This is a genomic window from Pseudomonas sp. R19M, from assembly GCF_050312585.1.
GTDB lineage: Bacteria > Pseudomonadota > Gammaproteobacteria > Pseudomonadales > Pseudomonadaceae > Aquipseudomonas > Aquipseudomonas palleroniana.
In genome coordinates this window covers 16,178-38,271 of the sequence record NZ_JBNPJV010000016.1, presented here as the reverse complement: position 1 = coordinate 38,271, position 22,094 = coordinate 16,178, and the positions used below count along the sequence as shown (strand labels likewise).

The following is a 22,094-nucleotide window of genomic DNA, read 5'->3' as shown; positions in this document are numbered from 1 at the left end:
CTTGGCGCACATTCCAAGAACAAGAGGTACACCCCATGACGGCTCCCCTGAGCGGTATCAAGGTGATCGAGATCGGTACGCTGATCGCCGCGCCGTTTGCCGCACGGCTGATGGCCGAGTTTGGCGCCGAGGTGATCAAGATCGAAGCCCTGGGCCAGGGCGATCCGCTTCGCAAGTGGCGAAAGCTGCACGAAGGCACGTCGCTGTGGTGGTACCTGCAATCGCGCAACAAGAAGTCGTTGGCCCTGGATCTGAAGTCCGTTGAAGGCCTGGGCGTGATCAAACAACTGCTCGGCGACGCCGACGTCCTTATCGAGAACCTGCGCCCCGGCGGCCTGGAAAAACTCGGCCTGGGCTGGGACGTGTTGCACGCGCTCAACCCCAAGCTGACTCTGGTGCGCATTTCCGGTTATGGCCAGACCGGCCCTTACCGTGACCGCCCGGGTTTCGGCGCGATTGGCGAAGCCATGGGCGGCATCCGCTACACCACCGGCAACCCGGATTCACCGCCGGCGCGGGTGGGAGTTAGCCTGGGGGATTCCCTGGCGTCCTTGCACGCGGTGATCGGCGCGCTGATGGCCTTGCTGCGGGTCAAGACCGGCCAGGGCGACGGGCAGATTGTCGATGTGTCCCTCGCCGAAAGCGTGTTCAACCTGATGGAAAGCCTGGTGCCTGAATACGACATGCTCGGCCATGTGCGTGAGCGCAGCGGCGGTGCCTTGCCGGGCATCGCACCGTCCAATACCTACCTCACCGCCGACGGCGCCTATGTGGTGATTGCCGGCAACAGCGACCCGATCTACAAGCGCCTGATGACCACCATCGGCCGCGCCGATCTGGCCGAGGCGCCGGAGTTTGCCCACAACGATGGCCGTGCGGCGAAAAGCGGCGTGCTGGATGCGGCCATTACCCACTGGACCAGCAGCCGGCCTATCGAGCAGGTGCTCAGCGCCCTGGAGGCCGCCGAAGTGCCGGCCGGGCGTATCTACTCGGTGGCCGACATCGTCAGCGACCCGCATTACCAGGCACGCGACATGCTGCTCAAGGCCGAGCTGCCCGGCGGTGTGTCGGTGAAGATGCCCGGCATTGTGCCCAAGCTGTCGGAAACGCCCGGCGCAATCAACTGGCAAGGTCCGACCCTGGGCCAGCATACGGATGACATCCTTGGCAGCCTGGGTTTGACGGTTGCCGATATCCAACGTCTGAAAACCTCGGGAGTGGTGCAATGATCACTGACTATTCGGCTGGGCTGATCGTGCAGGAAGTGTCCCCGCGCGACGGCCTGCAAATCGAGCCGACCTGGGTGGCGACGGCCGACAAGATCGCGTTGATCGACCAGCTTTCCCAGGCTGGATTCTCGCGCATCGAAGCCGGTTCATTTGTCTCCCCCAAAGCCATCCCCGCATTGCGCGACGGTGAGCAGGTGTTCCAAGGCATTCAACGCAAAGCCGGGGTTATCTACGTAGCACTGATCCCCAACCTCAAGGGCGCTCAGCGCGCCATCGACTCGCGCGCCGACGAATTGAACCTGGTGATGTCCGCCAGCCAGACCCACAACCTGGCGAATATGCGTATGCGGTGCGAGGCATCGTTGGCGGCGTTCGGCGATATCACCCGCTTTGCCGCCGATTACCCGGTGCGCCTCAATGGCAGTATCGCCACCACGTTCGGCTGCCCGTTCGAAGGCAGGATTGATGAAGACCGTGTACTGGAAATTGTCGACGCTTATCAGGCGCTCGGCATTCGCGGGATCAGCCTTGCCGACACCACCGGCATGGCCAACCCGCGCCAGGTGGAACGTCTGGTCAAGCGCGTATTGCAGCGCGTGCCCGCCAGCGATCTGACCCTGCACTTTCATAACACCCGTGGCCTGGGTTTGTGCAATGTGCTGGCCGCCTACGAGGCCGGTGCCCGGCGCTTTGACGCGGCCCTGGGCGGGCTCGGCGGGTGCCCGTTTGCGCCGGGCGCGTCGGGCAATATCTGCACCGAAGACCTGGTCAACCTGTGTGAGGAAGTCGGCATTCACACCGGCATTGATCTGCCGCATCTGCTGAACATATCCCGTCGCCTGCCGGCGTTGCTGGGTCATGAATTGCCCGGTCAAGTGGCCAAGGCCGGGCGCAACTGTGACCTGCACTCACCCCCGGATCACATCGCCACGTTGTAACCCTGTACCAGACAACAAAAACAATCGGGCGCCTATGAGCTGCCCGCTGGAGAGAAACCATGAGCACTAATACGTTGGAGGCCGGCGCGAGCGCGGCCGGAGCAATCGATCCGATCAAGGCGGTGGTCAACAAGGTCGCCTGGCGCCTGATGCCGTTGATCATGGTCTGCTATCTATTTGCTTTTTTCGACCGTATCAACATCAGCTTCGCCAAGTTCCAGTTGCAGGCCGACCTCGGCTTGAGCAACACCGCATACGGCCTGGGGGCCGGCTTGTTTGTCGTGGGTTATGTGCTGTTTGAAGTGCCGAGCAACATGATGCTCTACAAGGTCGGCGCAAGGCGCTGGATCGCACGCATCATGCTGTCCTGGGGGCTGGCGACGGCGGCCATGGTGTTCGTCACGGCCGAGTGGCAGTTCTACGCCCTGCGTTTTCTGATCGGCGCCATGGAGGCCGGTTTTGCCCCAGGCGTGCTGTATTACCTGACCCTCTGGTTCCCCCAGGATTTCCGTGGGCGTATCACCTCGATGCTGTTTTTGGCTTCGGCCTTTGCCGGGCTGATCGGCGCGCCGTTCTCCGGGCTGGTATTGGGCCACATGGATGGCGTGCTGGAGATGCGCGGCTGGCACTGGCTCTTCCTGCTGGGCGGCCTGCCCTGTGTGGTGCTGGCGTGGCTGGTACTGACGCAGTTCAAGGACCGCATCGAGGATGCGCCCTGGTTGAACAGCGACGAAAAGGCATTGCTCTCAAGCCGTATCGCGGTGCATGAGGTGCATCAAAAAGGCTCTCTGCTGCAGGCCTTGCGAATTCCCGGTTTCCTGATGCTGGGCTTGATTTACTTCCTGATCCAGGTGGCGTCCTATGGCCTGAATTTCTGGGCGCCGCAATTGATCCGCAGCACGGGGATCGAAAGTTCGGTAGTGATCGGCCTGCTGACTGCTGTTCCCTATATTTGCGGAGCCATCACCATGGTAGTGGTGGGGCGCTGGTCGGACGCGACGGGGGAGCGGCGCAAGTTTGTCAGTGGCCTGGTCGCGTTAGGCGCGGTAGGGTTCTTCTGCGCCGGGATCTTCGATGATCACACCACCTTCCTGATCATTGCCCTGGGGCTGCTGGGTGCGGGTATCATCGCCTCGATCCCCACCTTCTGGACGTTGCCGCCCAAGCTGTTGGCAGGTGCCGGGGCAGGGGCCGCCGGCGGGATTGCCTTGATCAATACCCTGGGGCAACTGGGGGGTATTGTCAGCCCGGTGATGGTCGGTCGGATCAAGGACATGACGGGCAGTACCACTCCGGCTCTCTACGTGATTGGTGTCTGTGCACTGATCGCTGCCGCGCTGCTGCTGTGGGGGTTGCCGCAAAAGCTGCGGACCTCCGACAAGCGCTGACGAATGCTCACGCAGCGTCCGAGGTCAGGCGGGCGCTGCGTTGCATTCAATTGGATAGCAGGAAAACACCATGCTTTCTGGCCTCAACCATCTGACGCTCGCCGTTACCGACCTGCACCGCAGCGTCAGTTTCTATCATGAGTTGTTGCAGCTTCGGCTCGACGCCACCTGGGATAACGGCGCCTACCTCTCACTCCCCGGTTTGTGGCTGTGCCTGTCGCTCGACCCTTCGCGCTCCGTGGGCGCGATGGCTGAATACACCCACTACGCTTTTACCGCACATCCAGATGACTTCAGCGAGGTGGTGGCGCGCCTGCGTGCTGCCGGTGTGCAAGAGTGGCGCGACAACCGCAGTGAAGGCGCGTCGTTTTATTTTCTCGACCCTGACGGCCATAAGCTTGAAGTGCATGTCGGCGACTTGGCGTCGCGTCTGCAAGCCTGCCGCACCCAGCCTTATGCCGGAATGAAGTTTTACCCGTAGCGGCAGAACGTGCAGAATCGATCCACCTCAACCCTCTGCCAGAGTCGTGCCCATGACCCCGTCCTTGCTGCTCGCCGTCCTCGCTTCGGGTTTTATCTACGGTATTACGCCAGGGCCGGGTGTCCTGGCCGTGTTCGGGATTGGCGCCGCACGTGGCCGCCGCGCCGGGGCGGGGTTTCTCGGCGGACATCTGCTCGGGGATGTGGTGTGGTGCAGCACCGCGCTGATCGCCATCGTCGGTGCAAAGGAAGTGGGCAGCAGTGCCTTTGATGTATTGGGCGTACTCAGCGGCCTGTATCTGTTCTGGCTCGGTTGGCGCGCGATTCGTACCCAGGTTCGCAGCAGCGATGCGCCGCAAGGCGCCGCTCGGCATCCGTTCCGGCACGGCATTCTGTTCGGTTTGACCAACCCCAAGGCTTACCCGGTGGCGGTCGCAACGTTTACCGCGTTGTTGTCCAGCCGCGCCGAATTGCTCACATGGTCGATGCTGCCGTGGCTGATTGTCCTCAGCTTTCTGGGCGGCCTGCTGGCCTATGCGATCCTGATCGGCGTGGTCGGCGCCCAGCGCGTGCGCACGGTCTATCAGCGCCATGAAATCCTGATCACCCGGCTCTGCGGCGTGATGTTCATCGGCTTTGCCATCAATGCTCTGGCGCATGCGTTGCCGGGGCTGTTCGGCAGCAAGCCGGCGTGACCTACCGACGACCGTTCGTCGCACTGAGCAGGTTTTTCTAAACCTTTGCCGCCCGGAAAATTCGAATTGAGGGCGGGGCCGCGTTGCCCCGCCCCTATTTTTGCCCTGGAGGAACCTATCATGAGCCGCATGGCTATCCGGTTACGCACCGCCAGTTTCGCGATGCTGCTGGGCCTCGGCGCCAGCAATGCTTTCGCCCAGTCGCCTGCTGAATTCATCGAGCAGGCTTCGGCCAAAGGGATGGCCGATATCGAAACCAGCCGCATGGCCCACGCTAAGACCTCATCCCAGGAAATCAAGGATTACACCATTGAGGTGATCAACGAACGGACCCTGGCCAACCAGCATTTGGCGGCGATCGCCAAGAAGCTCGACCTGCCCGTGGCGCCACGGGAGAAAATCGTCGATAAAGCCGAAACCCTGATGCCGCAACTCAAGGACGGTGACTCCTTTGACGCCGCTTATACCGCGCAGCAGGTCAAGGAAAATGAAGACGCCATTGCGCTGTTCAAACAGGAAGGCGCGGCGTCGGACGTACCGGAAATAAAAGCCCTGGTCGATGAGACGCTGCCCAAGTTGGAGGAGCGTCTGCAGAAAGCCCGGGCGCTGGCGTCGACCTATGGCAAGGGCCATCAAGGCGACGGTTGAAGCCTTGGCCGGCAATGAAAAACGGCGGTTGGAGTTTCTCCAACCGCCGTTTTTTTTCAGGCCTGATTCAAATCGGTATGGGCGCGCGCCGTATCGTCGCCATTCTCACCACAACTGTCGTTCAGGTTGACGGTGCCGGTGTTGCCAATGCTGCGGTACTGCTTGCGCAGTTTTTCCAGCTCTTTGCGGTCCAGGCCCTCCAGGCTCAACACCGCATTTTGCGCATCTTTGGACACGCGCAGCAGCTCATCGATTTTGATATGCAGAATGTCATTGTCGCGGTTTTGCGTGTTCTGGATCAGGAACACCATCAGGAAGGTGATGATGGTGGTCGAGGTGTTGATGATCAGTTGCCAGGTGTCGTTGTAGTGAAAGTACGGGCCGCTGAGGCTCCAGAGGAAAATCAACGCGACCGCCGCGTAAAATGTCCGGGCACTGCCTGCCCAGCGGGACAGGGTTTGGGAGACTGCAGAAAATTTCATGGCCGTGTTCCTTGAATCGTGGTGATGAAAGATGGACCACGGCGTTTCGTTGAAATTTCTTTTAACAATTGATGCGATGACCCAGCGGTTACAGCACCTTCGTCAAGTGCCTCAAAACGCCAGTTCGGCCTGGCCGACGCCTTCCAGCGCGAGCAGATATTGCTTGGCCTCAAGCCCCCCGGCGAACCCGGTCAGCCCGCCGGATGCGCCGATCACCCGATGGCAGGGCGCGATGATCGAGATCGGATTACGCCCGTTGGCAGCACCCACCGCGCGCACGGCTTTCGGGTTGCCGATCTGCCGGGCAATCTGGCTGTAGCTGCGGGTTTCGCCAAAGGGAATGGTCAGCAGCGCCTGCCAGACCTGCTTCTGAAAATCCGTGCCGGTGAAGTCCAGTTCCAGCTCGAAACGGTTGCGGGTGCCGGCGAAGTATTCCTTCAACTGGCGTTCGGCCTCCAACAGCACCGGGCTGTCATTGGCTTCCTGCAATTGACCCAGGCGTACACGGTTGGCACGCTCGGTTTCCCACAGGATGGCACTGAGTTTGCCATTGCGCGCCACCAGGGTGAGCTGGCCGACGGGGGAGGGCATGAGCTTGTATTCGTAAGGCATGATCGGGCTCCTGAGGGTAAAAGGTACGACGCTACTGTAAGTCCCTCGACCCGACTGAAAACTACGATTCTTGCGCTCGAATTCTGCGGCAGTCTAGGTGTTCCAGTAAACCCAATGGGCATAGTGTGGGTAAACATACAGCCAGGACACCCAATAAAGCGCCATGAGGACCGATGCATTCGCCGTCAACACCCATGAGATGACATTGAGCACAATGACCACCCAGGCGAGTCGCGTCACACGTCGGCTGGCGTAGCGCCGGGCTCGCCAAACGCCATAGGCGGAGGCTGCAATCGAGCCGAGCGACAGGAGCATCCCCAACGGGAATGGCAGCTTCACCCAGGCCACCAATAGCGGCAATACCAATACCCAACCCACCATTTGGCGCAGTATGGGTGTTGGTGTGCGTTGTCCGGGTTCAAGCATGGCGCTGATCCTTCCTTCAGGCTGGCGAGTAGACATGATCAACATGCCAGTGCGCCGTGGCATTCAGATATTTCCGAGTGATCGTTGGCGCTGCTGTTGCCACACCTTCAGCGCCGCCTAGTCGCAGCTAAGCCGAGCGCGGGTCTGCAGGGTCTCCTCGATGACGGCGAGAAAGGCTTCAACCAAGCCACTTTTTGTTTCACTCGAAGTCAGTACCAACAATTGGGCACACGCATCCACTTCCACCAACGGCCGGTACGTCACGCCTTTGTTCATCAGGCTTTGTGTGCATTCCGGCACCAGTGCCACGCCTTGACCGGCTGCCACCAGGGCAATGATCGAGGTGATCTGCCGTCCGGTCGGGCCGGCGCGCAAGGGGACGCCGTGGTGCCGGTAAAGCTGCTCGATGGACTGGTTCAGCCCCGATCCATAATCCGGCGGAAACAGGATCAACGGGTAAGCGCTCAATTGCGCCAGGCTGACCTGTGGCTGGAGCGCCAGGGAGCTGTCGCTGGAGACGGCCGCCACCAATCGTTCTTCGCCCAATGACCGGGCTTGGACGTCTGGGGCCTGTGGCTGCAGGCGACTCAGCCCGATATCCAGCCGCCCATCCGCCACCTGCGCGCCCAGACTACCGGAGGCGCACTCCACCAAGGTCAGTTGCACGTCGGGAAAACGCTGGGCGAACGCCTGGATCGTCTGGCTGAACAGATCCGACAAAGCGATTGAGCTGACATAGCCCAATGCCAACTGCCCGGCGGTGCCGGCGGCCAATTTGCCGGCGATCACTTGGGCCAGCTCAACCTGTTCCAGCACACCACGGGCATAGGGCAGAAACGCACGGCCCGGGGCGGTGAGGGTCACCCTGCGGCTGGTGCGGTCGAACAGCTTGAAACCCAACTCCGCTTCCAGCGCCGAGATCTGCCGGGTCAGCGGTGGCTGGGCCAGATGCAGGCGCAGGGCGGCGCGGCCGAAGTGCAATTCTTCGGCGACCGTCAGAAAGTAACGCAGCTTGCGTAGGTCAAGCATCCTGGTCCTTGGGTATTGATCGGTCGGAAATCGGTATTGGTCTCGATCCTGCCGCCCATTCTATAAAGGCAGGACAAAATAAAACGAGATGTTTCATGAAACCGCGCCTGCATTGTGCCCGCCTTGCCCTGTTTTTGTGTGGGTGCGCGGCGTTTCTCAACCTCTATGCAACCCAGAGTATTCTCCAGACCTTTGCCGTGCAGTTTCAGATCAGCGCCAAGGCGGCGGGGTGGAGCATCACGGTGACGACCCTGGCCGTGGCCATCACCGCGCCTTTCGTCAGTCGCCTGACCGGGCGTTTCGAACAACGCACGGTGATCGCTGTGGCCGCGTTGTTGCTGGCAGTGCCAGCGTTGATGACGGCGTATGCCGACAGCTTCGCCGAAGTGCTGGCGTGGCGATTCGTCGAAGGCATGTTGATCCCGGTGGTGTTTGCCACCAGCGTGGCGTATATCGGCGATCGCTGGAGCGGCGGTACGGTGACTGAAGTCACCAGCCTCTATGTGGCGGGCACCGTGTTGGGCGGGTTTGCCGGGCGCTTCGTCACGGGGGTGATCACAGAATATGTGGGCTGGCGCGAGGCCTTTGAGTGGCTGGCGGTGCTGAGCTTGATGGTGGGCGGGTTTGTCCAGTTTCTATTGCCCGCCAATCGGCCACGGGCGGTGCAGTTGAAAGCCACCGCAGCGGGCGTCTTTCGCCTACCGTTGTTGGCGGCCTACGCCGTAGGTTTTTGCGTGCTGTTTTCACAGGTTGCGGCGTTTACCTACGCGGGTCTCTACCTGGGCTTGGCGCCTTACCATCTCGGGCCTGCCGCCTTAGGCGCACTCTACATGGTCTTCCTGCTGGCCCTGGTGGTGATTCCCCTTGCCGGCCGTCTTGGCAAGGCCCGGCCCCATGCCGAGCTGCTGAGTGTTGCTGTCGTGCTCGGCGCCACGGGTTCGGCACTGACCCTGTTGCCGCCCTTGTGGTGCATTGTGGTGGGGCTGGCCCTCAGTTCCACCGGGGTATTTCTCGCGCAGACCGCCGCCAATGCCTTCACGGCTGCCAGTGCCCGTGACAACAAGGCTGGCGCGGTGGGGGCCTACCTCACGTTTTATTACCTGGGCGGCAGTTGTGGCGCCATCATCCCTGCATTGCTCTGGGAGCAATGGGGCTGGCCCGGTTGCGTGAGCCTGATTATCGGTGTGCAACTCCTCACCCTGCTGATCGCCCAGACCGGCTGGAAGCCCCTTACGCCTGAACGGGTCCCGACACCATGAACGATATGGTCGCCTTGCCTGCAACCGAACGATCCTCGCGCCGTCGTTCGCTCATCGCCGGTTGCGGCGCCCATGCGGTACACGATGGCCTCACTGATGTCATCTATGTACTGCTGCCGATCTGGCAAACCCAGTTCGCGTTGTCCTACGCCCAGATCGGCCTGTTGCGCGGCGCCTATTCCGGGACGATGGCGGTGTTCCAACTCATGGCCAGCCGTGCGGCCAAGCGCTGGGGGCGCATGCCGATGCTGGTGGGCGGTACGGCGCTGGCAGGTGCCGCTTATTTGTTGGTCGGGCAAGCCACCGGCCTCGGCCTGTTGCTGCTAGCGCTGCTGCTCGGCGGCCTGGGCGCCAGCGCCCAACACCCGCTGGCGTCCTCGATGATCACCGACGCCTACGAGGATGGCGGTGGCGTCAAGCAAGCGCTGTCCCAGTACAACTTCTCCGGCGACATCGGCAAAACCCTGATTCCGGGGCTGATCGGCCTGCTGCTGACCGTGGTCAGTTGGCGTGCCAGTGCCACACTGCTGGGCTTGCTGGGGCTGCTGGCGGCTGGGCTGTTGTGGTGGTTGATCCCTGGCCAGTCTTCTCTACCCACGTCGAGTCAAAAGGCGAAGCCCCTCACCGGCAACGGGTCCGCCACGGGCCTGCGCGCACTGATCCTCACCGGCACTCTCGACAGCGCCGTGCGCATGGGGTTTCTCACGTTCCTGCCGTTCCTGCTGCAAGCCAAAGGCGCCGGTACGGCGGGCATTGGCTTGGCACTGACGCTGCTGTTTATCGGCGGCGCGTTCGGCAAGCTCTTTTGTGGCTACCTCGGCGCCCGTATCGGCATGATGAAAACTGTATGGCTGACGGAAACCAGCACCGCGCTGCTGATCGTCGCGGCGGTCTACCTGCCACTGGCCGGGTTGATGGTGATGCTGCCGGTGCTCGGTCTGGTGCTCAATGGCACCTCTTCGGTGTTGTACGGCGCCGTGCCGGACCTGGCGAGCGCGGGCAAGCGGGAACAGGCGTTCGCGCTGTTCTATACCGGCACCATTGGGGGCGGAGCACTGGCACCGGTGGTGTTGGGTGGCGTGGGGGATGCGCTGGGCGTGCCGGTTGCGGTGATGGTGTTGGCAGGGGTGTTGTTAGTGACGTTGCCGTTGGCTTGGGTGGTGCAGCGGGGGGCGGCTCAAATGATTGAGTGATGGGCAGTGTGTCCCGCTCGGGCAAACAGATCGATACCCAGGGAGTGGAGTGCTTTGAGTACGCTTTCAACGCGAGGTTTTGCGCCGGGAGCAAGGGCTTTGTAGAGGCTCTCACGGCCCATGCCCGCTTCAGCGTTAACCTTTGTCATTCTTTAGCCACATAGCTGATGGCGCGAAGAAACGCTTCATTGTCACCGTCGGCCCTAGCGTAGGGCAAAAAAAACCGGCCTCAAAGGGCCGGTTTTTTCAGGCATCCTGCGTCAAAAAACAACCTGACGTGGAGCGCGAATTTGAGTGGAGCGGGTAGAGGGAATCGAACCCTCGTCGGAAGCTTGGGAAGCTACTGTTCTACCATTAAACTATACCCGCTCAGAGCGGCTGACTTTGTACCAGATGTTCGCCGGGATTTGAAGTTTTTCTTCAAAAATGTGTGGGTTACGTAAGTCGACGACTGGATCCACTGTAGGAGCACGCGTGCCTGTGGCGAGGGAGCTTGCTCCCGCTGGGGGCGACGCGCTCCTAAAATAAAAATAGTCGGGCTGCTTCGCACCCCAGCGCAAGCAAGCTTGCTCGCCACAGTAAGCGATATTTCAAATTGCCAAGGCATGCTGCGTCTGGTCCCGTTGGTAGCGCAATCGACTGGCCTGACGCTCTGGCTTGAGGAAGCCCACCACCGCATTCCGAGTGTCCCGGCATGCGGCCTTGTGCTCCATGTCCAGGAAGTGCCCGGTCGCCTGGATGGTGCTGAAGCTGCTGTTCGCCACGTGTTGACCGAACAACGTGGCGTCCTGGGCGCTGGTGTATTCGTCCCATTCGCCATTCACAAACAGCACCGGAATGTCGATCTGTTTGGCCGCCTTGAGGTAGCACAACCGGTCGCTGTTCAACACCTGGCTGATGTGAAAGTGCATCTGCCCATATTCGTGCTCGGCCAGGCTGCTCACGTGCTTGTAGTTGAAGCGTTTGAACAGCGATGGCAGGTGTTTGCCGATGGTGCTGTTGACCAGGTGGCCGACGTTGTGACGGTCGAGGTTGCCGAGGTAGTCGACGCCGCGTTCAAGGTAATCGCGCATGGGCGCGTTGATCACTGGGGAAAACGAGCTGATCACCGCTTTTTCCACACGGCGTGGGCGGTGGGCAAGGGCGACCAGCGTGGCGGCACCGCCCCAGGAGAACGACAGCACGTGCTCAGCGGCGAAGTGGTCGATCAGCTCCAGCAGGATCTGGCCTTCGACTTCTTTCGTCAGCATGCGCTCATGGCGGTTATGGATTTTGGAGCGGCCAGCGTAGGGCTGGTCGTACAAAACCACATTGAATTGCGGGTACAGGCTTTTCACGGTTTGGGCGAAAGATGCCGTGGTGGCCATGGAGCCGTTGACCAGGATGATGGTCTTGTCAGCAGCTTCCGCGCGATAGAACTCCGTGTAAACCCGATACTGACCCTGTATATCCAACACAGCGATTTCTGGCCTCATGTCATAAGACTCCTGGCAAGCGGGTAGGGCGCGCAGAACACTCTGCACGAGCTTTATGACAGGTAGGCATACGCCTGGAATGGGAGGCCCATGTCGGTCCGATAACGGCTGGCCGACGGGTGTTGTTATGGCGGGCTGTTTGCCGGGAAGGCCCATGGATCAGGCGCGGGCGGGGCAAAGTGTTTCTTGGAGGTTATAGTCGACTCATCAGTCATATTTTGGCTGACGGTGTGATTCAAGCACCTGACCCCGGAAGTCGCAAGCCACAGAAATGGGTTTTTGCCACTACCGGCCGAACGGTCGTCATATCTGTCGGATTTCATCCGCAGTCAGCGCGCGATACTGGCCCGGCTCGAGGGCTGCATCCAACGTCAGCGGGCCCATTCGCTCGCGATGCAGGCCGATCACCTTGTTATTGAAGTGCCCGAACATGCGCTTGACCTGATGGTAACGGCCTTCAATGATGCTCAAGCGTGCGGTTCTGGGGCCCAGCAGTGCCAATTCGGCCGGTTGGGTGGTGAGGTCTTCAAACGCAAAATACAGGCCCGCAGCGAAGGTCGCCGCGTATTCCGGGCCAATGTCCTGCTCGGTCTGCACCAGGTAGACCTTGGGCAGTTTGGTCTGCGGTTGCGTGAGGCGGCGCGACCATTGGCCGTCGTTGGTGATCAGCACCAGGCCGGTGGTGTTGAAATCCAGGCGGCCGGCAATGTGCAACTCCTCTTTGTCCGGCTCATCCAGTAGATCCAGCACAGTGCGGTGTTGTGGGTCGGCCGTGGCGCTTACGCAACCCTGGGGTTTGTGCAGCATGAAGTAGCGCGCCGGTTTGCCGGCCTGCAGCACATCGTCGTCAACGCACACGCGGCTGAAGGCCCGCACCTCGTGATGCGGGTCGCTGACCGCTACGCCATCGACCGACACCCGCCGTTCAACCAGCAACAGGCGGACTTGCTTGCGATTGAACCGCGGCAGGTTACTGAGGAAACGATCAACCCGCATTACGTCGGCCCGGCGCCACGCAACTGCTCATCGACCTGGGCACAGCGCGGGCACAGGCAGGCCTTGTTGCGCAATTCGTCGGGCAGGGCCTGGAGGACTGCCGGGTCGATGGTGACGCTGTAACACCAGCACGCCTGGTCGACCGTGCGCGGGTCAGCCAGGGAGCAGTCGTTGCGGGCGCCGCAGGCAGGGCAAAGGGTGGGCGTGGTCATGGGCAGGTTCGGGCTGGATCGGACAAGTTTCCGGAGAGTTCCCGGTGTGCCTTGTACGATACAGGGCCGACCCTGCCCAGGCTACTCAGAGCTGGAACTTGCTGACCAGTACGTTGAACGAGGTGGCCAGGCGCGACAGGTCCTGGCTGGAGGCGTTGGTCTGATGCGCACCGGCGGCCGTCTGGGTGGACAGATCCTGGATGTTCAGCAGGTTGCGGTCCACCTCGCGCGCTACCTGGGCCTGCTCCTCGGATGCCGAAGCGATCACCAGGTTGCGTTCATTGATCTTCGCCACACTGGTGGTGATCCGTTGCAGGGCCTCGCCGGCGTTCTGCGCCAGGGCCTGGGTGTTGTTGGCCCAGGTCAGGCTCTTGTTCATCGCCGCGACGGCATTGTCGGCGCCGATCTGCACTTCACCAATCATCTTTTCAATGTCGACTGTGGACGTCTGGGTACGGTGGGCCAGCGCCCGCACTTCATCGGCGACCACCGCGAAACCACGCCCCTGCTCACCCGCACGAGCGGCTTCAATAGCAGCGTTAAGGGCCAGCAGGTTGGTCTGTTCGGCAATGCCACGGATCACATCGATCACCTTGCCGATTTCCCGTACCTGGCCGGCGAGCTCTGCAACCGATTGCGTGGAGCCGTTGATCTCGACCACCATGGAGTTCATGCCGGACACCGCCTGCTCCACTTGTTGGCGACCATCTTCGGCCTCGGTGGTGGCCTGGCGCGACACTTCAGAGGTGGAGACTGCGTTGCTGGCCACTTCTTCCACTGCGGCGGTCATCTGGTTGACGGCGGTGGCGGCTTGTTGAATCTCATCATTCTGACGCGTCAGGCCACGGCTGCTTTCATCGGTGACCGCACTCATTTCTTCGGCCGCCGAGGCCAACTGGTCGGATGCGTTGGCGATTTCCATGAGAGTGCTTTTCAGGCCGCCCTGCATACCCGACAACGCCATCAGCAGTTGCCCCGCTTCGTCGGTACGTTCGGTGATGATGGCCTGGGTCAAATCACCCTGAGCAATACGTTGGGCGCTTTCCACGGCCTGGGCGATAGGGCGGGTGATCAGGCGCGTGATCAGCACGCCAACAATGATCGCGATGATGAAAGCCAGCAAAATGCCGCCGATCATCCACGTCAAGGCGCTACTGCGCAGCTCCTCGGCAGCGATCGCGCCTTCCTTGATCTGGCGGTTATTGGATTCGACCATTATGCGGATCAGCTCGCGTGCCTGACGGAACAGTTCGTTGTTGGTGGTATTGAGCTGAGTGCGGGCTTGATCGATCTGGCCGGCGTCGAGCAGAGAAATGATGCGCTCGGAGTTGCTGATGTAGGTGGGCCACATCTGATCGAGCTTGTCTCCTGCTACCCGTTCGTCATCTTCCAGCGGCGTTGCGCGATAGGTGGCGTAGGCAGCCTGGCTGCGCTTGAGCTCCTGGGCGATATCCTGGCGCACGCGTTCGCGATCCTGTGGGGCAACATCGCCTTTGCTGGCGTCCATCAAGCGGTACATGCCGCGGTTATGGGCCATAAGGCCGTTGAGGGTAGCGGCTGTATTACTCACAGAGACCAGGTTGTTGGAGAACGTCAGTTCCAATGCCGTGGAGAGACGAACCACGCCTTTGATGCCTAGAAGGCCCACCCCAAAAGTGATTAGCGCACACAATAGAAATGACAGCAGCAATTTGGTCGAGATTTTCATGGGCGATTCCGGAAAGGGTAGCGAAGAGGGCACGCTAGAGCCTCCCTGGCCCTTTGTGGTGTCATAGTGACATCATCGCAACAGGCAAAGTTGCATGCCAGATAAATTTACTGAATCGATAAAGCCAGAAGGGATGTATCAAGTTGTTGCGAAAACGCACCAGATTCTGTTTTTGATGTCAGATGTTTCGTCATTCAGTGAAATCTGAATGCCGCGCTCCAGCGTCGCTGGAGGTGCTCTCTCGCGGTCCAGGAGGCCGCCATGTATCGACGACTGCTGCTCACTGCTTTACTCGGCCTGACCTTGTCAGCTTGCGTGCCTTACTACGAGGGAGGCGGCACCTACTACCGCTCCGAAGTCTACACAGCGCCTGCGCCGGCCTATTACTACGGCGGCCCTGCCTATTACGGGCGCGGCTACTACGCGCCGGCACCGCGCTATTACTCAGCGCCGCGGTACTACTCGGCCCCCCGGTATTATCAGCCGTCACCGCGCTATTACCCACGGCCCGGCTACCGACCCTATCAAAATCAGGACTGGGGCAGCCGTTGGGGTAACGGCGGCGGTCACGGGCGCGGCTCCGATCATGGAGGCGGGCGCGGCGGGCATCGCTGACGAGCGGAAGAAACGGCGCATGAGGCGCCGTTTTTTTATACCTGGCGTTTATAAGTACTGTCAGAATTAACAGCTATATTTTGGGGCCAAACTATATTTCACTGCACGAAAGCCGTTGTGCTTGTCCAGTGGAGCGACTCGTCGAATGAACCTCCCTCTATTCAAACAGCAGGTGGCCCTGTGCATCTTGATGCTCAGCGCTATCGCCCAAGTGCAGGCTGAGCAAGGCTGCCCCTATCCCTCCGCGATCCGGTACATCGACGGGCATTTCAGAACCGTGGACAAGCAACTGCTGTGGCAGAGCCCGAAGGTCGACAGCCGTGACTTTATCGACCTGTTTATCGGCGCAATCTTCATGCCGGGCAGCGGGCAAGAGCGGGAAGACGGCTACATGGACAAATGTCTCTACCGCAGCGGCAGCGGTAACCTGGTTGCCATGAGACCGGCCCTGGGAGACCTTGTCACCAACATGTCGTTGACCAGTACTTCGCATTGGGAGCCTGGCGAAGCTCCTTTCGAACAACAGGTTTTTCTGTGCCGCGACAGCCAGCCCGACAACTGCGCGTTCAGGGTCAACGGTCGGTAGGCATGAGCTGTCAGTAGTCGGACAAATCCGCCAGCGGGTGGCGACCTTCCCAGGCTTTGTTGAAATGCGCCTGGACTACCGCGTCCGGGATCGTGTCGATATCCGGCCAGTGCCAGTGGGGCGCCTGGTCCTTGTCGATCAAACGTGCGCGTACGCCTTCGGCAAACTCGGGGTGACGGCAGCAATTGAGGCTCAAGGTGTACTCCACCTGAAATACCTGGGCCAACGACAGATGACGGGCGCGCCGCAGATGCTCCCACAGCAGATGCGCGGTCAGCGGGCAACCGTCGCTGAGGGTTTTGCCGGCGCGGCTCAACAGCGGGTCGGTGTGCTCGCGCAGCAGGCTCAAGGCGTGCCAGGCACAACGTACGTCACCCACGTCCAGCCACTCGTCGATCTGCGCACGACGCGGTAGCCATTGTGCCTCGGGCTGCTGGCCAAGCGCTTCCTGGCTCAGGGCCTTGAGCAAGCTGTTGAGCTGTTTCGCGGTCTGCTCCTGCCAGTTCAGGCGCAGCAGGCCCTCGATCAGCGCCTCTTGTTGGTCATCGCGCAGGAAACGGTCGGCCAGGCCCAGATCCAGGGCATCTCGAGCGTTGATCGGCGCGCCGGTAAGGCCGAGGAACACACCCAACTTGCCGGGCAAGCGCGAGAGAAACCAGCCGGCGCCCACGTCCGGGTACAGGCCGATGCTGATTTCGGGCATGCCCAGGCGGCTGCTGGGCGTCACGATGCGCACCGCCGCGCTTTGCAGCAACCCCATGCCGCCGCCGAGCACGTAACCGTGGCCCCAACAGATCAGTGGCTTGGGATAGGTGTGCAGGCGATAGTCGAGACGATATTCGGCGGCAAAAAACTGCGCCGCCAGGCCGGGCACCGTGCCGGGATGTTCACGACAAGCCTGGGCCAGGCTGCGTACTTCGCCACCGGCGCAAAAGGCTTTGGCGCTGTTGCCGCGCAGCAGCACGCAGACGATATGCGGGTCTTTGGCCCAGGCCTCCAGGCGTTCGCTCAGGCCCAGGATCATGGGCAAGGACAGGGCGTTGAGGGATTTTTCCGCGTCCAGGCTGGCGATGCCGAGGCGAGCACCGTCGCTGCCAGTCAGCTCTTCGAAGTGCAGGTTCATCGTGACCTCAATCGATAGGTTGAAAGATAAGTATGATCGCTGGGTAGGAAAGTGCCGGTGGTGTGTCAGATCAATTGACAAGCGGAGTGGGCTTTCCTAGGGTTCGCTTCATTCTTTTGACAAGACACGTGCACGATGACCGACGGCGACCGTATCAAACTCGAACCCAGCTGGAAACACGCCCTGCGCGACGAATTCGAACAGCCCTACATGGCCCAGTTGCGCGAGTTCCTGCGTCAGGAGCATGCGGCCGGCAAAGAGATCTACCCGCCCGGCCCGCTGATTTTCAATGCGCTCAATTCCACGCCGCTGGACCAGGTCAAGGTGGTGATCCTGGGCCAGGACCCCTACCACGGCCCCGGCCAGGCCCATGGCCTGTGCTTCTCGGTACAACCGGGCGTGCCGACGCCGCCGTCGCTGGTCAATATCTATAAAGAGCTCAAGCGCGACCTGAACATCGACATCCCCAACCACGGCTGCCTGCAAAGCTGGGCCGACCAGGGCGTGCTGCTGCTCAACACCACCATGACCGTCGAGCGCGCCAATGCCAACGCCCACGCGGGCAAGGGCTGGCAGTTCTTTACCGATCGGATTATCGAAGTGGTCAGCCAGCACCAACCGCACCTGGTGTTCCTGCTGTGGGGCGCGCATGCCCAGAGCAAGCAGAAGCTGATCGATGCCACCAAGCACCTGGTGCTGACCTCGGTGCATCCCTCGCCGTTGTCGGCGTATCGCGGGTTCCTGGGGTGTGGGCACTTCAGCCGTGCCAACAAGTTTCTTGAGCAGAATGGCGAGACGCCGATTGATTGGCGGTTGCCTCCAATCTGAACCCGGAGCGGCCCAGACTTAAAGTCTTACTCGAGCAATAGTGTTGTCGCCGCTGTTGGCGACATAGGCCATACGGCCATCACTGGTGCTGCAAATCCCCATGGGCCTGTTGAACCCCTCAAAGGTGCCGACGACGCTTTCGCTGGTGGTATTGAGGATACTGACCCGGTGGCCTTGGGTTTCCGTGACGTAGGCCAGCCCACGCATGCTATTGAACGTGATATCCCATGGTTGCAGCAGGTTGCTCAGGATTTGGCTGTGTCTGCTAGTGGTGGTGTCGCCTATGTAAATCTGGTTGGCGGTCGGGTAAAGGATGTAGATGCGGGCGATGTGAGTAGCATGAGCGATAGTGGAAGGCTGGCCGGGAACTTGGGTATTGACCGTACTCACCAAACGATTGGTCCCCAGATGGACCGTGAACCAACTCGCGAACCCGTTGGCCAAGTGGGCTCGTGCATTCCCAGGTGCGATTGTGACGATGTCGGGCGCAGCGTCGAATCTCAGTTTGATGCGTTGCTGAGGATTGCTGATTTCAATGATATCCAGCTCGCCGGCTCTGTCTGGTGCATAAAGCCGCAACCCACTCGAGTTAATTGCAATGCCGTTGATGGAGATAAAGCCGCTCAACGTGTCGAGTACATCAAAGGTAGTGATACTGATCACCACGATGACAGGATTGCCGGGGCGGTTCGCATAGCTGATATAGAGCCACGGGCGTGTCGGGTGAAGGACCAGCCAGAGTGGAGCTCCGTGACCTTCAACCGTGTGGATGATGGCATTGCTCGCAGTATCGATGATCGTTACGGACTCACCGTTAGTGCTGGCAACATATAGGCGTGTTCCGTCCTGGTTGACCAATAGGCGGCTTGGTGTGTCTGTAAGGTGTATTACGTCGACAATGCCTTCAGGCTCCACGTCGTCGTTTTGCTGCTGAGTGAGGTGCACGGTGCGTTTCATAACCTTTCCTTTGATGGATTAGGTGGTTGGGTTGATTGAAACGACGGCACATCAGTATGGCTAGCTGTGAGAATTGACAGTTCCGACGAATGGCTGTGGTCGGTCAGGGATGGCGATCCCACCGCCTGAACAACGGCTCCGCCAGAAACAACACAAACAACAACCGCATCACCTGCATCGCTGTCACCAGGGGCACCGACAGTTGCAGGGTCTCGGCGGTGAGGCTCATTTCGGCGATGCCGCCGGGCATCATGCCCAAGGTCAGTGAGCGCAGGTCAAGGCCGGTCAATGCACTCAAACCCACTGCGGCGACGGTCGCCAATGCCATGGTCAAGGCCGTGCCGATCAAGGTGCGCCCGATGAACGAGGGCGCGCGGCGGAAGAACTGCCGGTTGAAGTGGCAGCCCAGGCCGCTGCCGATCAGCCATTGGCCGATCTGGCTGCCGCCATCGGGCAGGCCGATATGCAAGTCCCACACAACGCTGGCGGTGGCACTCACCAGCAATGGCCCGAACAGCCAGGGGTTGGGCTGACGCAAACGCTGCCAGCCCCAGGCCATCAGCGCGCCGATAGGAAACAACGCCAGCAGCCAAGGCCAACTCACCGGCGCCGGATGAAACTGTGGCGTGCCACCCTCCAGCACGTACTTGAAGATCGCCGGTACACACAGCACCACCACCAGCACCCGCAAACTCTGCCCCGCCGCGACCCGGCTGAGCACCGCACCGTTGCGTGCGCCGAGGTTGACCATCTCGCCGGAGCCGCCCGGCATGCTCGAGAAAAACGCGGTGGCGCGGTCTTCGCCGCTACGGCGCATCAACCACACACCCACCACACTCGACAGGCTGGTGACCAGCGCACCGAAGAAGATCAGCCCGAAGTGGCTCATCACCTGTTCGATCACCACGGGGGTGAAGTGCAGGCCGATACCGATGCCGACCACCCATTGGCCGCATTTGCGCCCGCCGGGGATCTCGGCCAATTGCCAAGGGGTCAGGCAGCGCACCAGGATGATCGCCAGCAACGAGCCAACCATATACGGCAAAGGCCAGCCGACGAGGCTGGCCAGGTAACCGCCGGCCAGGCCGACCAGCGGTGTTCCCCACCAATGTTTAAAGGTGGTCTCAGACATCGGCCACGGCACGACGCTGCAGGGCACGTTTGCGGTAGATACGCACCAGCGGGAAGGCCAGCATCAGCACCGTCAACACCCACACACCGAAGGTGATCGGGCTCGACCAGAGGATGTCCAGCGCGCCGTTGGAAATCGACAGCGCACGGCGCAGGTTCTGCTCCATCAGGCCGCCGAGGATAAAGCCCAGCAGCACCGGCGACAGCGGGAAGTCAAGCTTGCGCAGGATGTAGCCGAAGATACCGATGCCGATCATCAGGAACAGGTCGAAGGTGGTGGCGTGCACGGCGTACACCCCGATCGCGGTGATGATGGCGATCACCGGCACCAGCGCCCAGTTCGGTACGGCGAGGATGCGCGTGAAGATGCGGATCATCGGGATGTTGAGGATCACCAGCATGATATTGGCGATAAACAACGACGCGATCAGGCCCCAGACGATGTCGGGTTGCTGTTGGAACAGCAGCGGGCCAGGGGTGATGTTGTACAGCGAGAGGGCGCCGATCATCACCGCCGTGGTGCCCGAACCGGGAACGCCCAGGGTCAGCATCGGGACCAGGGCGCCGCAGGCGGACGCGCCGATCGCGGTTTCCGGGGCCGCGAGGCCGCGCATGTCACCTTGGCCGAATTTGCCGCCGGCGCCGGCCATGCGTTTTTCGGTCATGTAGGCAACGGCTGAGGCCAGGGTGGCCCCGGCGCCAGGCAGCACGCCCATGATGAAACCGAGCAAGCCGCAACGGATATTCACCACAAATACCGCGCCCGCTTCCTTCAGGTTGAACATCATGCGTCCGGTGGCTTTGACCGCTTCCTGGCCCCGGTGGGTTTTTTCCAGCAACAACAGGATCTCGCTGATGGAGAACAGGCCCAGCACCAGCACCACGAACTGGATGCCGTCAGTGAGGTGGATATTGTCGCCGGTAAAGCGGTACACGCCGCTGTTGGCGTCGATGCCGACCGCCGAGAGGAACAGGCCGATCAGCGCGGCGACAAAGGTTTTCAACGGCTTGTCACCGGCCATGCCGCCGAGGCAGACAATCGCGAACACCATCAGGACGAAATATTCCGCCGGGCCGAAGGCAATCGCCCATTTGGCCAGCAGCGGCGCGAACAACACCATGCCGCAGGTGGCGATGAACGCACCGATGAACGAACTCCAGGCGGACAACGACAGCGCCACACCGGCCAGGCCTTTGCGGGCCATCGGGTAACCGTCGAGGGTGGTCATCACGGTGGAGGCTTCGCCGGGGATGTTCAGCAGGATCGAGCTGATACGCCCGCCGTACTCGCAACCCAGGTACACGGCGGCCAGCAGGATCAACGCCGACTCCGGCGGCAGGCCCAGGGCGAAGGCGATGGGGATCAACAGCGCCACGCCGTTGATGGGCCCCAGGCCCGGCAACAGGCCGACCACGGTGCCGATCAAGGTGCCGCACAGCGCGGTCACCAGGTTGTAGGGGCTCAGTGCAACGCCGAAGCCCTGGCCCAAATAGCCGAAAGTATCCATATCAGTTCTCCAGAACGTCGAGCAGGCCGAGGGGCAGCGGTACGTCCATGGCCTTATCGAACAGCAGATAAAGGCCGACGCTCATCAAGGTGATGATCACCGCACCGGGCAACCAGCGGCCGCCATACAGCCGTGCCATCGGAATACCGATCAACATGCTGCTGAGGATGAAACCCAGGGATTCGAAGGTGCCGGCAAAGATCAGCAGCAAGACCACGCAGATGCCGATCTTGATCAGGGTTTCACGGTCCAGCGCGGGTTCTTCTTCCGTGTGCTTGGTCGGCTGTGGGCGAAACAGCATGTAGAGCAGGCCCAGGCTCATCAGCCCGAGCATCAACAGCGGGTAGGCGCGAGGCCCGACCGGCTCGTAGGAAAACGACGCCTGATACGGCCAGGCCATCAGCGCGAGGCCCGCGCAGACCAGCAGCATCACCGAGGCGAAAATGCGTTGTAAGAGCATAGGAGACTCCAAAGCCGACTTTTGTAGGAGCAAGCTTGCTCGCGAAAAACGCCAACGATGACGCGTGCCGTCTGAATACACGGGGCGCCCTTGAGTTCTTCGCGAGCAAGCTCGCT

24 protein-coding genes, 1 tRNA gene and 1 pseudogene are annotated in these 22,094 nt (G+C 61.0%); 11 read left to right on the top strand and 15 right to left on the bottom strand.

Annotation, left to right across the window (positions count from 1 at the left end; genetic code table 11):
• Nucleotides 1-35 precede the first annotated feature (35 nt).
• From ACQRBT_RS02215 to ACQRBT_RS02190, 6 genes are all read left to right on the top strand, one after another.
• Nucleotides 36-1,229, top strand: a complete 1,194-nt coding sequence (locus ACQRBT_RS02215) for a CaiB/BaiF CoA transferase family protein (protein ID WP_412046637.1) — start codon at nucleotides 36-38, stop codon at nucleotides 1,227-1,229.
• Complete coding sequence (locus ACQRBT_RS02210; protein ID WP_411984467.1) at nucleotides 1,226-2,167, top strand: hydroxymethylglutaryl-CoA lyase; 942 nt, start codon at nucleotides 1,226-1,228, stop codon at nucleotides 2,165-2,167. Before ACQRBT_RS02215 ends, ACQRBT_RS02210 begins: the two co-directional genes overlap by 4 nt.
• Nucleotides 2,168-2,226: 59 nt before the next feature.
• On the top strand, nucleotides 2,227-3,555 hold the full coding sequence (locus tag ACQRBT_RS02205) for an MFS transporter (protein WP_090366260.1): 1,329 nt from the start codon (nucleotides 2,227-2,229) through the stop codon (nucleotides 3,553-3,555).
• Between the two features lie 70 nt (nucleotides 3,556-3,625).
• Complete coding sequence (gene fos / locus ACQRBT_RS02200; protein ID WP_090366258.1) at nucleotides 3,626-4,036, top strand: fosfomycin resistance glutathione transferase; 411 nt, start codon at nucleotides 3,626-3,628, stop codon at nucleotides 4,034-4,036.
• A 52-nt stretch (nucleotides 4,037-4,088) separates the two neighbouring features.
• Nucleotides 4,089-4,730 carry a LysE family translocator gene (locus ACQRBT_RS02195; protein WP_090366257.1) on the top strand — a complete coding sequence of 214 codons (642 nt, stop codon included), beginning with the start codon at nucleotides 4,089-4,091 and terminating at the stop codon, nucleotides 4,728-4,730.
• A 120-nt stretch (nucleotides 4,731-4,850) separates the two neighbouring features.
• A complete protein-coding gene (locus ACQRBT_RS02190) occupies nucleotides 4,851-5,378 on the top strand; it encodes a DUF4142 domain-containing protein (RefSeq protein WP_090366255.1) in 528 nt (175 codons plus the stop codon).
• A 56-nt stretch (nucleotides 5,379-5,434) separates the two neighbouring features.
• Here ACQRBT_RS02190 and ACQRBT_RS02185 read toward each other — a convergent pair whose 3' ends face one another.
• The 4 genes from ACQRBT_RS02185 to ACQRBT_RS02170 form a co-directional block, all read right to left on the bottom strand.
• Nucleotides 5,435-5,860 (bottom strand): low affinity iron permease family protein, encoded by a 426-nt coding sequence (locus tag ACQRBT_RS02185; RefSeq protein WP_060753737.1) that lies wholly within the window; start codon nucleotides 5,858-5,860, stop codon nucleotides 5,435-5,437.
• A gap of 111 nt (nucleotides 5,861-5,971) precedes the next feature.
• Nucleotides 5,972-6,472, bottom strand: a complete 501-nt coding sequence (locus ACQRBT_RS02180) for a methylated-DNA--[protein]-cysteine S-methyltransferase (RefSeq protein ID WP_412046636.1) — start codon at nucleotides 6,470-6,472, stop codon at nucleotides 5,972-5,974.
• A gap of 93 nt (nucleotides 6,473-6,565) precedes the next feature.
• Nucleotides 6,566-6,898, bottom strand: a complete 333-nt coding sequence (locus ACQRBT_RS02175) for a hypothetical protein (RefSeq protein WP_060753735.1) — start codon at nucleotides 6,896-6,898, stop codon at nucleotides 6,566-6,568.
• A 117-nt stretch (nucleotides 6,899-7,015) separates the two neighbouring features.
• Nucleotides 7,016-7,927, bottom strand: a complete 912-nt coding sequence (locus ACQRBT_RS02170; protein ID WP_161549715.1) for a LysR family transcriptional regulator — start codon at nucleotides 7,925-7,927, stop codon at nucleotides 7,016-7,018.
• Between the two features lie 95 nt (nucleotides 7,928-8,022).
• Between ACQRBT_RS02170 and ACQRBT_RS02165 the strand changes: the two genes are divergently transcribed.
• Nucleotides 8,023-9,186, top strand: coding sequence for an MFS transporter (locus ACQRBT_RS02165; protein WP_411984471.1), 1,164 nt, complete (start codon nucleotides 8,023-8,025; stop codon nucleotides 9,184-9,186).
• Nucleotides 9,183-10,379: an MFS transporter gene (locus tag ACQRBT_RS02160; RefSeq protein WP_412046635.1), complete on the top strand. Its 1,197-nt coding sequence runs from the start codon at nucleotides 9,183-9,185 to the stop codon at nucleotides 10,377-10,379. The genes ACQRBT_RS02165 and ACQRBT_RS02160 overlap by 4 nt, the downstream gene beginning before the upstream one ends.
• On the opposite strand, the pseudogene ACQRBT_RS02155 reads toward ACQRBT_RS02160, so the two are convergent.
• From ACQRBT_RS02155 to ACQRBT_RS02130, 6 genes and pseudogenes are all read right to left on the bottom strand, one after another.
• Nucleotides 10,364-10,599 (bottom strand): annotated as a pseudogene (locus tag ACQRBT_RS02155) (addiction module antidote protein); the annotation flags it as partial. The gene ACQRBT_RS02160 and the pseudogene ACQRBT_RS02155 sit on opposite strands and share 16 nt — an antisense overlap.
• 75 nt (nucleotides 10,600-10,674) lie before the next feature.
• Nucleotides 10,675-10,748: transfer RNA gene (locus ACQRBT_RS02150), tRNA-Gly, on the bottom strand.
• 221 nt (nucleotides 10,749-10,969) lie between these two features.
• Nucleotides 10,970-11,854, bottom strand: coding sequence for an alpha/beta fold hydrolase (locus ACQRBT_RS02145; protein WP_060753731.1), 885 nt, complete (start codon nucleotides 11,852-11,854; stop codon nucleotides 10,970-10,972).
• A gap of 303 nt (nucleotides 11,855-12,157) precedes the next feature.
• The gene (locus ACQRBT_RS02140) at nucleotides 12,158-12,850 is read right to left on the bottom strand and encodes a pseudouridine synthase (RefSeq protein WP_412046634.1); all 693 of its coding nucleotides are present in this window, start codon (nucleotides 12,848-12,850) and stop codon (nucleotides 12,158-12,160) included.
• Entirely contained in the window at nucleotides 12,850-13,062 is a 213-nt protein-coding gene (locus tag ACQRBT_RS02135; RefSeq protein ID WP_060753729.1) for a cysteine-rich CWC family protein, read from the bottom strand. Before ACQRBT_RS02135 ends, ACQRBT_RS02140 begins: the two co-directional genes overlap by 1 nt.
• Before the next feature lie 85 nt (nucleotides 13,063-13,147).
• The gene (locus ACQRBT_RS02130) at nucleotides 13,148-14,770 is read right to left on the bottom strand and encodes a methyl-accepting chemotaxis protein (protein WP_205344815.1); all 1,623 of its coding nucleotides are present in this window, start codon (nucleotides 14,768-14,770) and stop codon (nucleotides 13,148-13,150) included.
• Nucleotides 14,771-15,031: 261 nt separating this feature from the next.
• On the opposite strand from ACQRBT_RS02130, the gene ACQRBT_RS02125 reads away from it, so the two are divergent.
• The gene (locus ACQRBT_RS02125) at nucleotides 15,032-15,385 is read left to right on the top strand and encodes a hypothetical protein (protein ID WP_090366242.1); all 354 of its coding nucleotides are present in this window, start codon (nucleotides 15,032-15,034) and stop codon (nucleotides 15,383-15,385) included.
• Between the two features lie 145 nt (nucleotides 15,386-15,530).
• Entirely contained in the window at nucleotides 15,531-15,971 is a 441-nt protein-coding gene (locus ACQRBT_RS02120) for a DUF3757 domain-containing protein (protein ID WP_060753727.1), read from the top strand.
• 10 nt (nucleotides 15,972-15,981) lie between these two features.
• On the opposite strand, the gene ACQRBT_RS02115 is transcribed toward ACQRBT_RS02120, so the two are convergent.
• Nucleotides 15,982-17,094, bottom strand: a complete 1,113-nt coding sequence (locus ACQRBT_RS02115) for an enoyl-CoA hydratase/isomerase family protein (protein ID WP_412046633.1) — start codon at nucleotides 17,092-17,094, stop codon at nucleotides 15,982-15,984.
• 135 nt (nucleotides 17,095-17,229) lie between these two features.
• Here ACQRBT_RS02115 and ung point away from each other — a divergent pair, with 135 nt between their 5' ends.
• Entirely contained in the window at nucleotides 17,230-17,922 is a 693-nt protein-coding gene (gene ung, locus ACQRBT_RS02110) for a uracil-DNA glycosylase (protein ID WP_060753725.1), read from the top strand.
• 18 nt (nucleotides 17,923-17,940) lie between these two features.
• Here ung and ACQRBT_RS02105 read toward each other — a convergent pair whose 3' ends face one another.
• From ACQRBT_RS02105 to ACQRBT_RS02090, 4 genes are all read right to left on the bottom strand, one after another.
• Nucleotides 17,941-18,879 (bottom strand): YncE family protein, encoded by a 939-nt coding sequence (locus tag ACQRBT_RS02105; protein WP_412046632.1) that lies wholly within the window; start codon nucleotides 18,877-18,879, stop codon nucleotides 17,941-17,943.
• Between the two features lie 103 nt (nucleotides 18,880-18,982).
• Nucleotides 18,983-20,011, bottom strand: coding sequence for an AbrB family transcriptional regulator (locus ACQRBT_RS02100; protein WP_104995781.1), 1,029 nt, complete (start codon nucleotides 20,009-20,011; stop codon nucleotides 18,983-18,985).
• Entirely contained in the window at nucleotides 20,004-21,518 is a 1,515-nt protein-coding gene (locus ACQRBT_RS02095; protein ID WP_060753722.1) for a tripartite tricarboxylate transporter permease, read from the bottom strand. The genes ACQRBT_RS02100 and ACQRBT_RS02095 overlap by 8 nt, the downstream gene beginning before the upstream one ends.
• Nucleotide 21,519: 1 nt before the next feature.
• Complete coding sequence (locus ACQRBT_RS02090; protein ID WP_060753721.1) at nucleotides 21,520-21,978, bottom strand: tripartite tricarboxylate transporter TctB family protein; 459 nt, start codon at nucleotides 21,976-21,978, stop codon at nucleotides 21,520-21,522.
• Between the last annotated feature and the right edge of the window lie 116 nt (nucleotides 21,979-22,094).

Excerpts from the sequence above, each read along its gene's own strand:
- ACQRBT_RS02170 (WP_161549715.1), bottom strand. The coding sequence starts at position 7,927 with ATGCTTGACCTACGCAAGCTGCGTTACTTTCTGACGGTCGCCGAAGAA.
- ACQRBT_RS02205 (WP_090366260.1), top strand. The coding sequence starts at position 2,227 with ATGAGCACTAATACGTTGGAGGCCGGCGCGAGCGCGGCCGGAGCAATC.
- ACQRBT_RS02105 (WP_412046632.1), bottom strand. The coding sequence starts at position 18,879 with ATGAAACGCACCGTGCACCTCACTCAGCAGCAAAACGACGACGTGGAG.
- ACQRBT_RS02165 (WP_411984471.1), top strand. The coding sequence starts at position 8,023 with ATGAAACCGCGCCTGCATTGTGCCCGCCTTGCCCTGTTTTTGTGTGGG.
- ACQRBT_RS02115 (WP_412046633.1), bottom strand. The coding sequence starts at position 17,094 with ATGAACCTGCACTTCGAAGAGCTGACTGGCAGCGACGGTGCTCGCCTC.
- ACQRBT_RS02120 (WP_060753727.1), top strand. The coding sequence starts at position 15,531 with ATGAACCTCCCTCTATTCAAACAGCAGGTGGCCCTGTGCATCTTGATG.
- ACQRBT_RS02215 (WP_412046637.1), top strand. The coding sequence starts at position 36 with ATGACGGCTCCCCTGAGCGGTATCAAGGTGATCGAGATCGGTACGCTG.
- ACQRBT_RS02185 (WP_060753737.1), bottom strand. The coding sequence starts at position 5,860 with ATGAAATTTTCTGCAGTCTCCCAAACCCTGTCCCGCTGGGCAGGCAGT.
- ACQRBT_RS02090 (WP_060753721.1), bottom strand. The coding sequence starts at position 21,978 with ATGCTCTTACAACGCATTTTCGCCTCGGTGATGCTGCTGGTCTGCGCG.
- ACQRBT_RS02190 (WP_090366255.1), top strand. The coding sequence starts at position 4,851 with ATGAGCCGCATGGCTATCCGGTTACGCACCGCCAGTTTCGCGATGCTG.
- ACQRBT_RS02180 (WP_412046636.1), bottom strand. The coding sequence starts at position 6,472 with ATGCCTTACGAATACAAGCTCATGCCCTCCCCCGTCGGCCAGCTCACC.
- ACQRBT_RS02135 (WP_060753729.1), bottom strand. The coding sequence starts at position 13,062 with ATGACCACGCCCACCCTTTGCCCTGCCTGCGGCGCCCGCAACGACTGC.
- ACQRBT_RS02210 (WP_411984467.1), top strand. The coding sequence starts at position 1,226 with ATGATCACTGACTATTCGGCTGGGCTGATCGTGCAGGAAGTGTCCCCG.
- ung (WP_060753725.1), top strand. The coding sequence starts at position 17,230 with ATGACCGACGGCGACCGTATCAAACTCGAACCCAGCTGGAAACACGCC.
- ACQRBT_RS02160 (WP_412046635.1), top strand. The coding sequence starts at position 9,183 with ATGAACGATATGGTCGCCTTGCCTGCAACCGAACGATCCTCGCGCCGT.
- ACQRBT_RS02100 (WP_104995781.1), bottom strand. The coding sequence starts at position 20,011 with ATGTCTGAGACCACCTTTAAACATTGGTGGGGAACACCGCTGGTCGGC.
- ACQRBT_RS02140 (WP_412046634.1), bottom strand. The coding sequence starts at position 12,850 with ATGCGGGTTGATCGTTTCCTCAGTAACCTGCCGCGGTTCAATCGCAAG.
- ACQRBT_RS02095 (WP_060753722.1), bottom strand. The coding sequence starts at position 21,518 with ATGGATACTTTCGGCTATTTGGGCCAGGGCTTCGGCGTTGCACTGAGC.
- ACQRBT_RS02125 (WP_090366242.1), top strand. The coding sequence starts at position 15,032 with ATGTATCGACGACTGCTGCTCACTGCTTTACTCGGCCTGACCTTGTCA.
- ACQRBT_RS02130 (WP_205344815.1), bottom strand. The coding sequence starts at position 14,770 with ATGAAAATCTCGACCAAATTGCTGCTGTCATTTCTATTGTGTGCGCTA.
- ACQRBT_RS02175 (WP_060753735.1), bottom strand. The coding sequence starts at position 6,898 with ATGCTTGAACCCGGACAACGCACACCAACACCCATACTGCGCCAAATG.
- fos (WP_090366258.1), top strand. The coding sequence starts at position 3,626 with ATGCTTTCTGGCCTCAACCATCTGACGCTCGCCGTTACCGACCTGCAC.
- ACQRBT_RS02145 (WP_060753731.1), bottom strand. The coding sequence starts at position 11,854 with ATGAGGCCAGAAATCGCTGTGTTGGATATACAGGGTCAGTATCGGGTT.
- ACQRBT_RS02195 (WP_090366257.1), top strand. The coding sequence starts at position 4,089 with ATGACCCCGTCCTTGCTGCTCGCCGTCCTCGCTTCGGGTTTTATCTAC.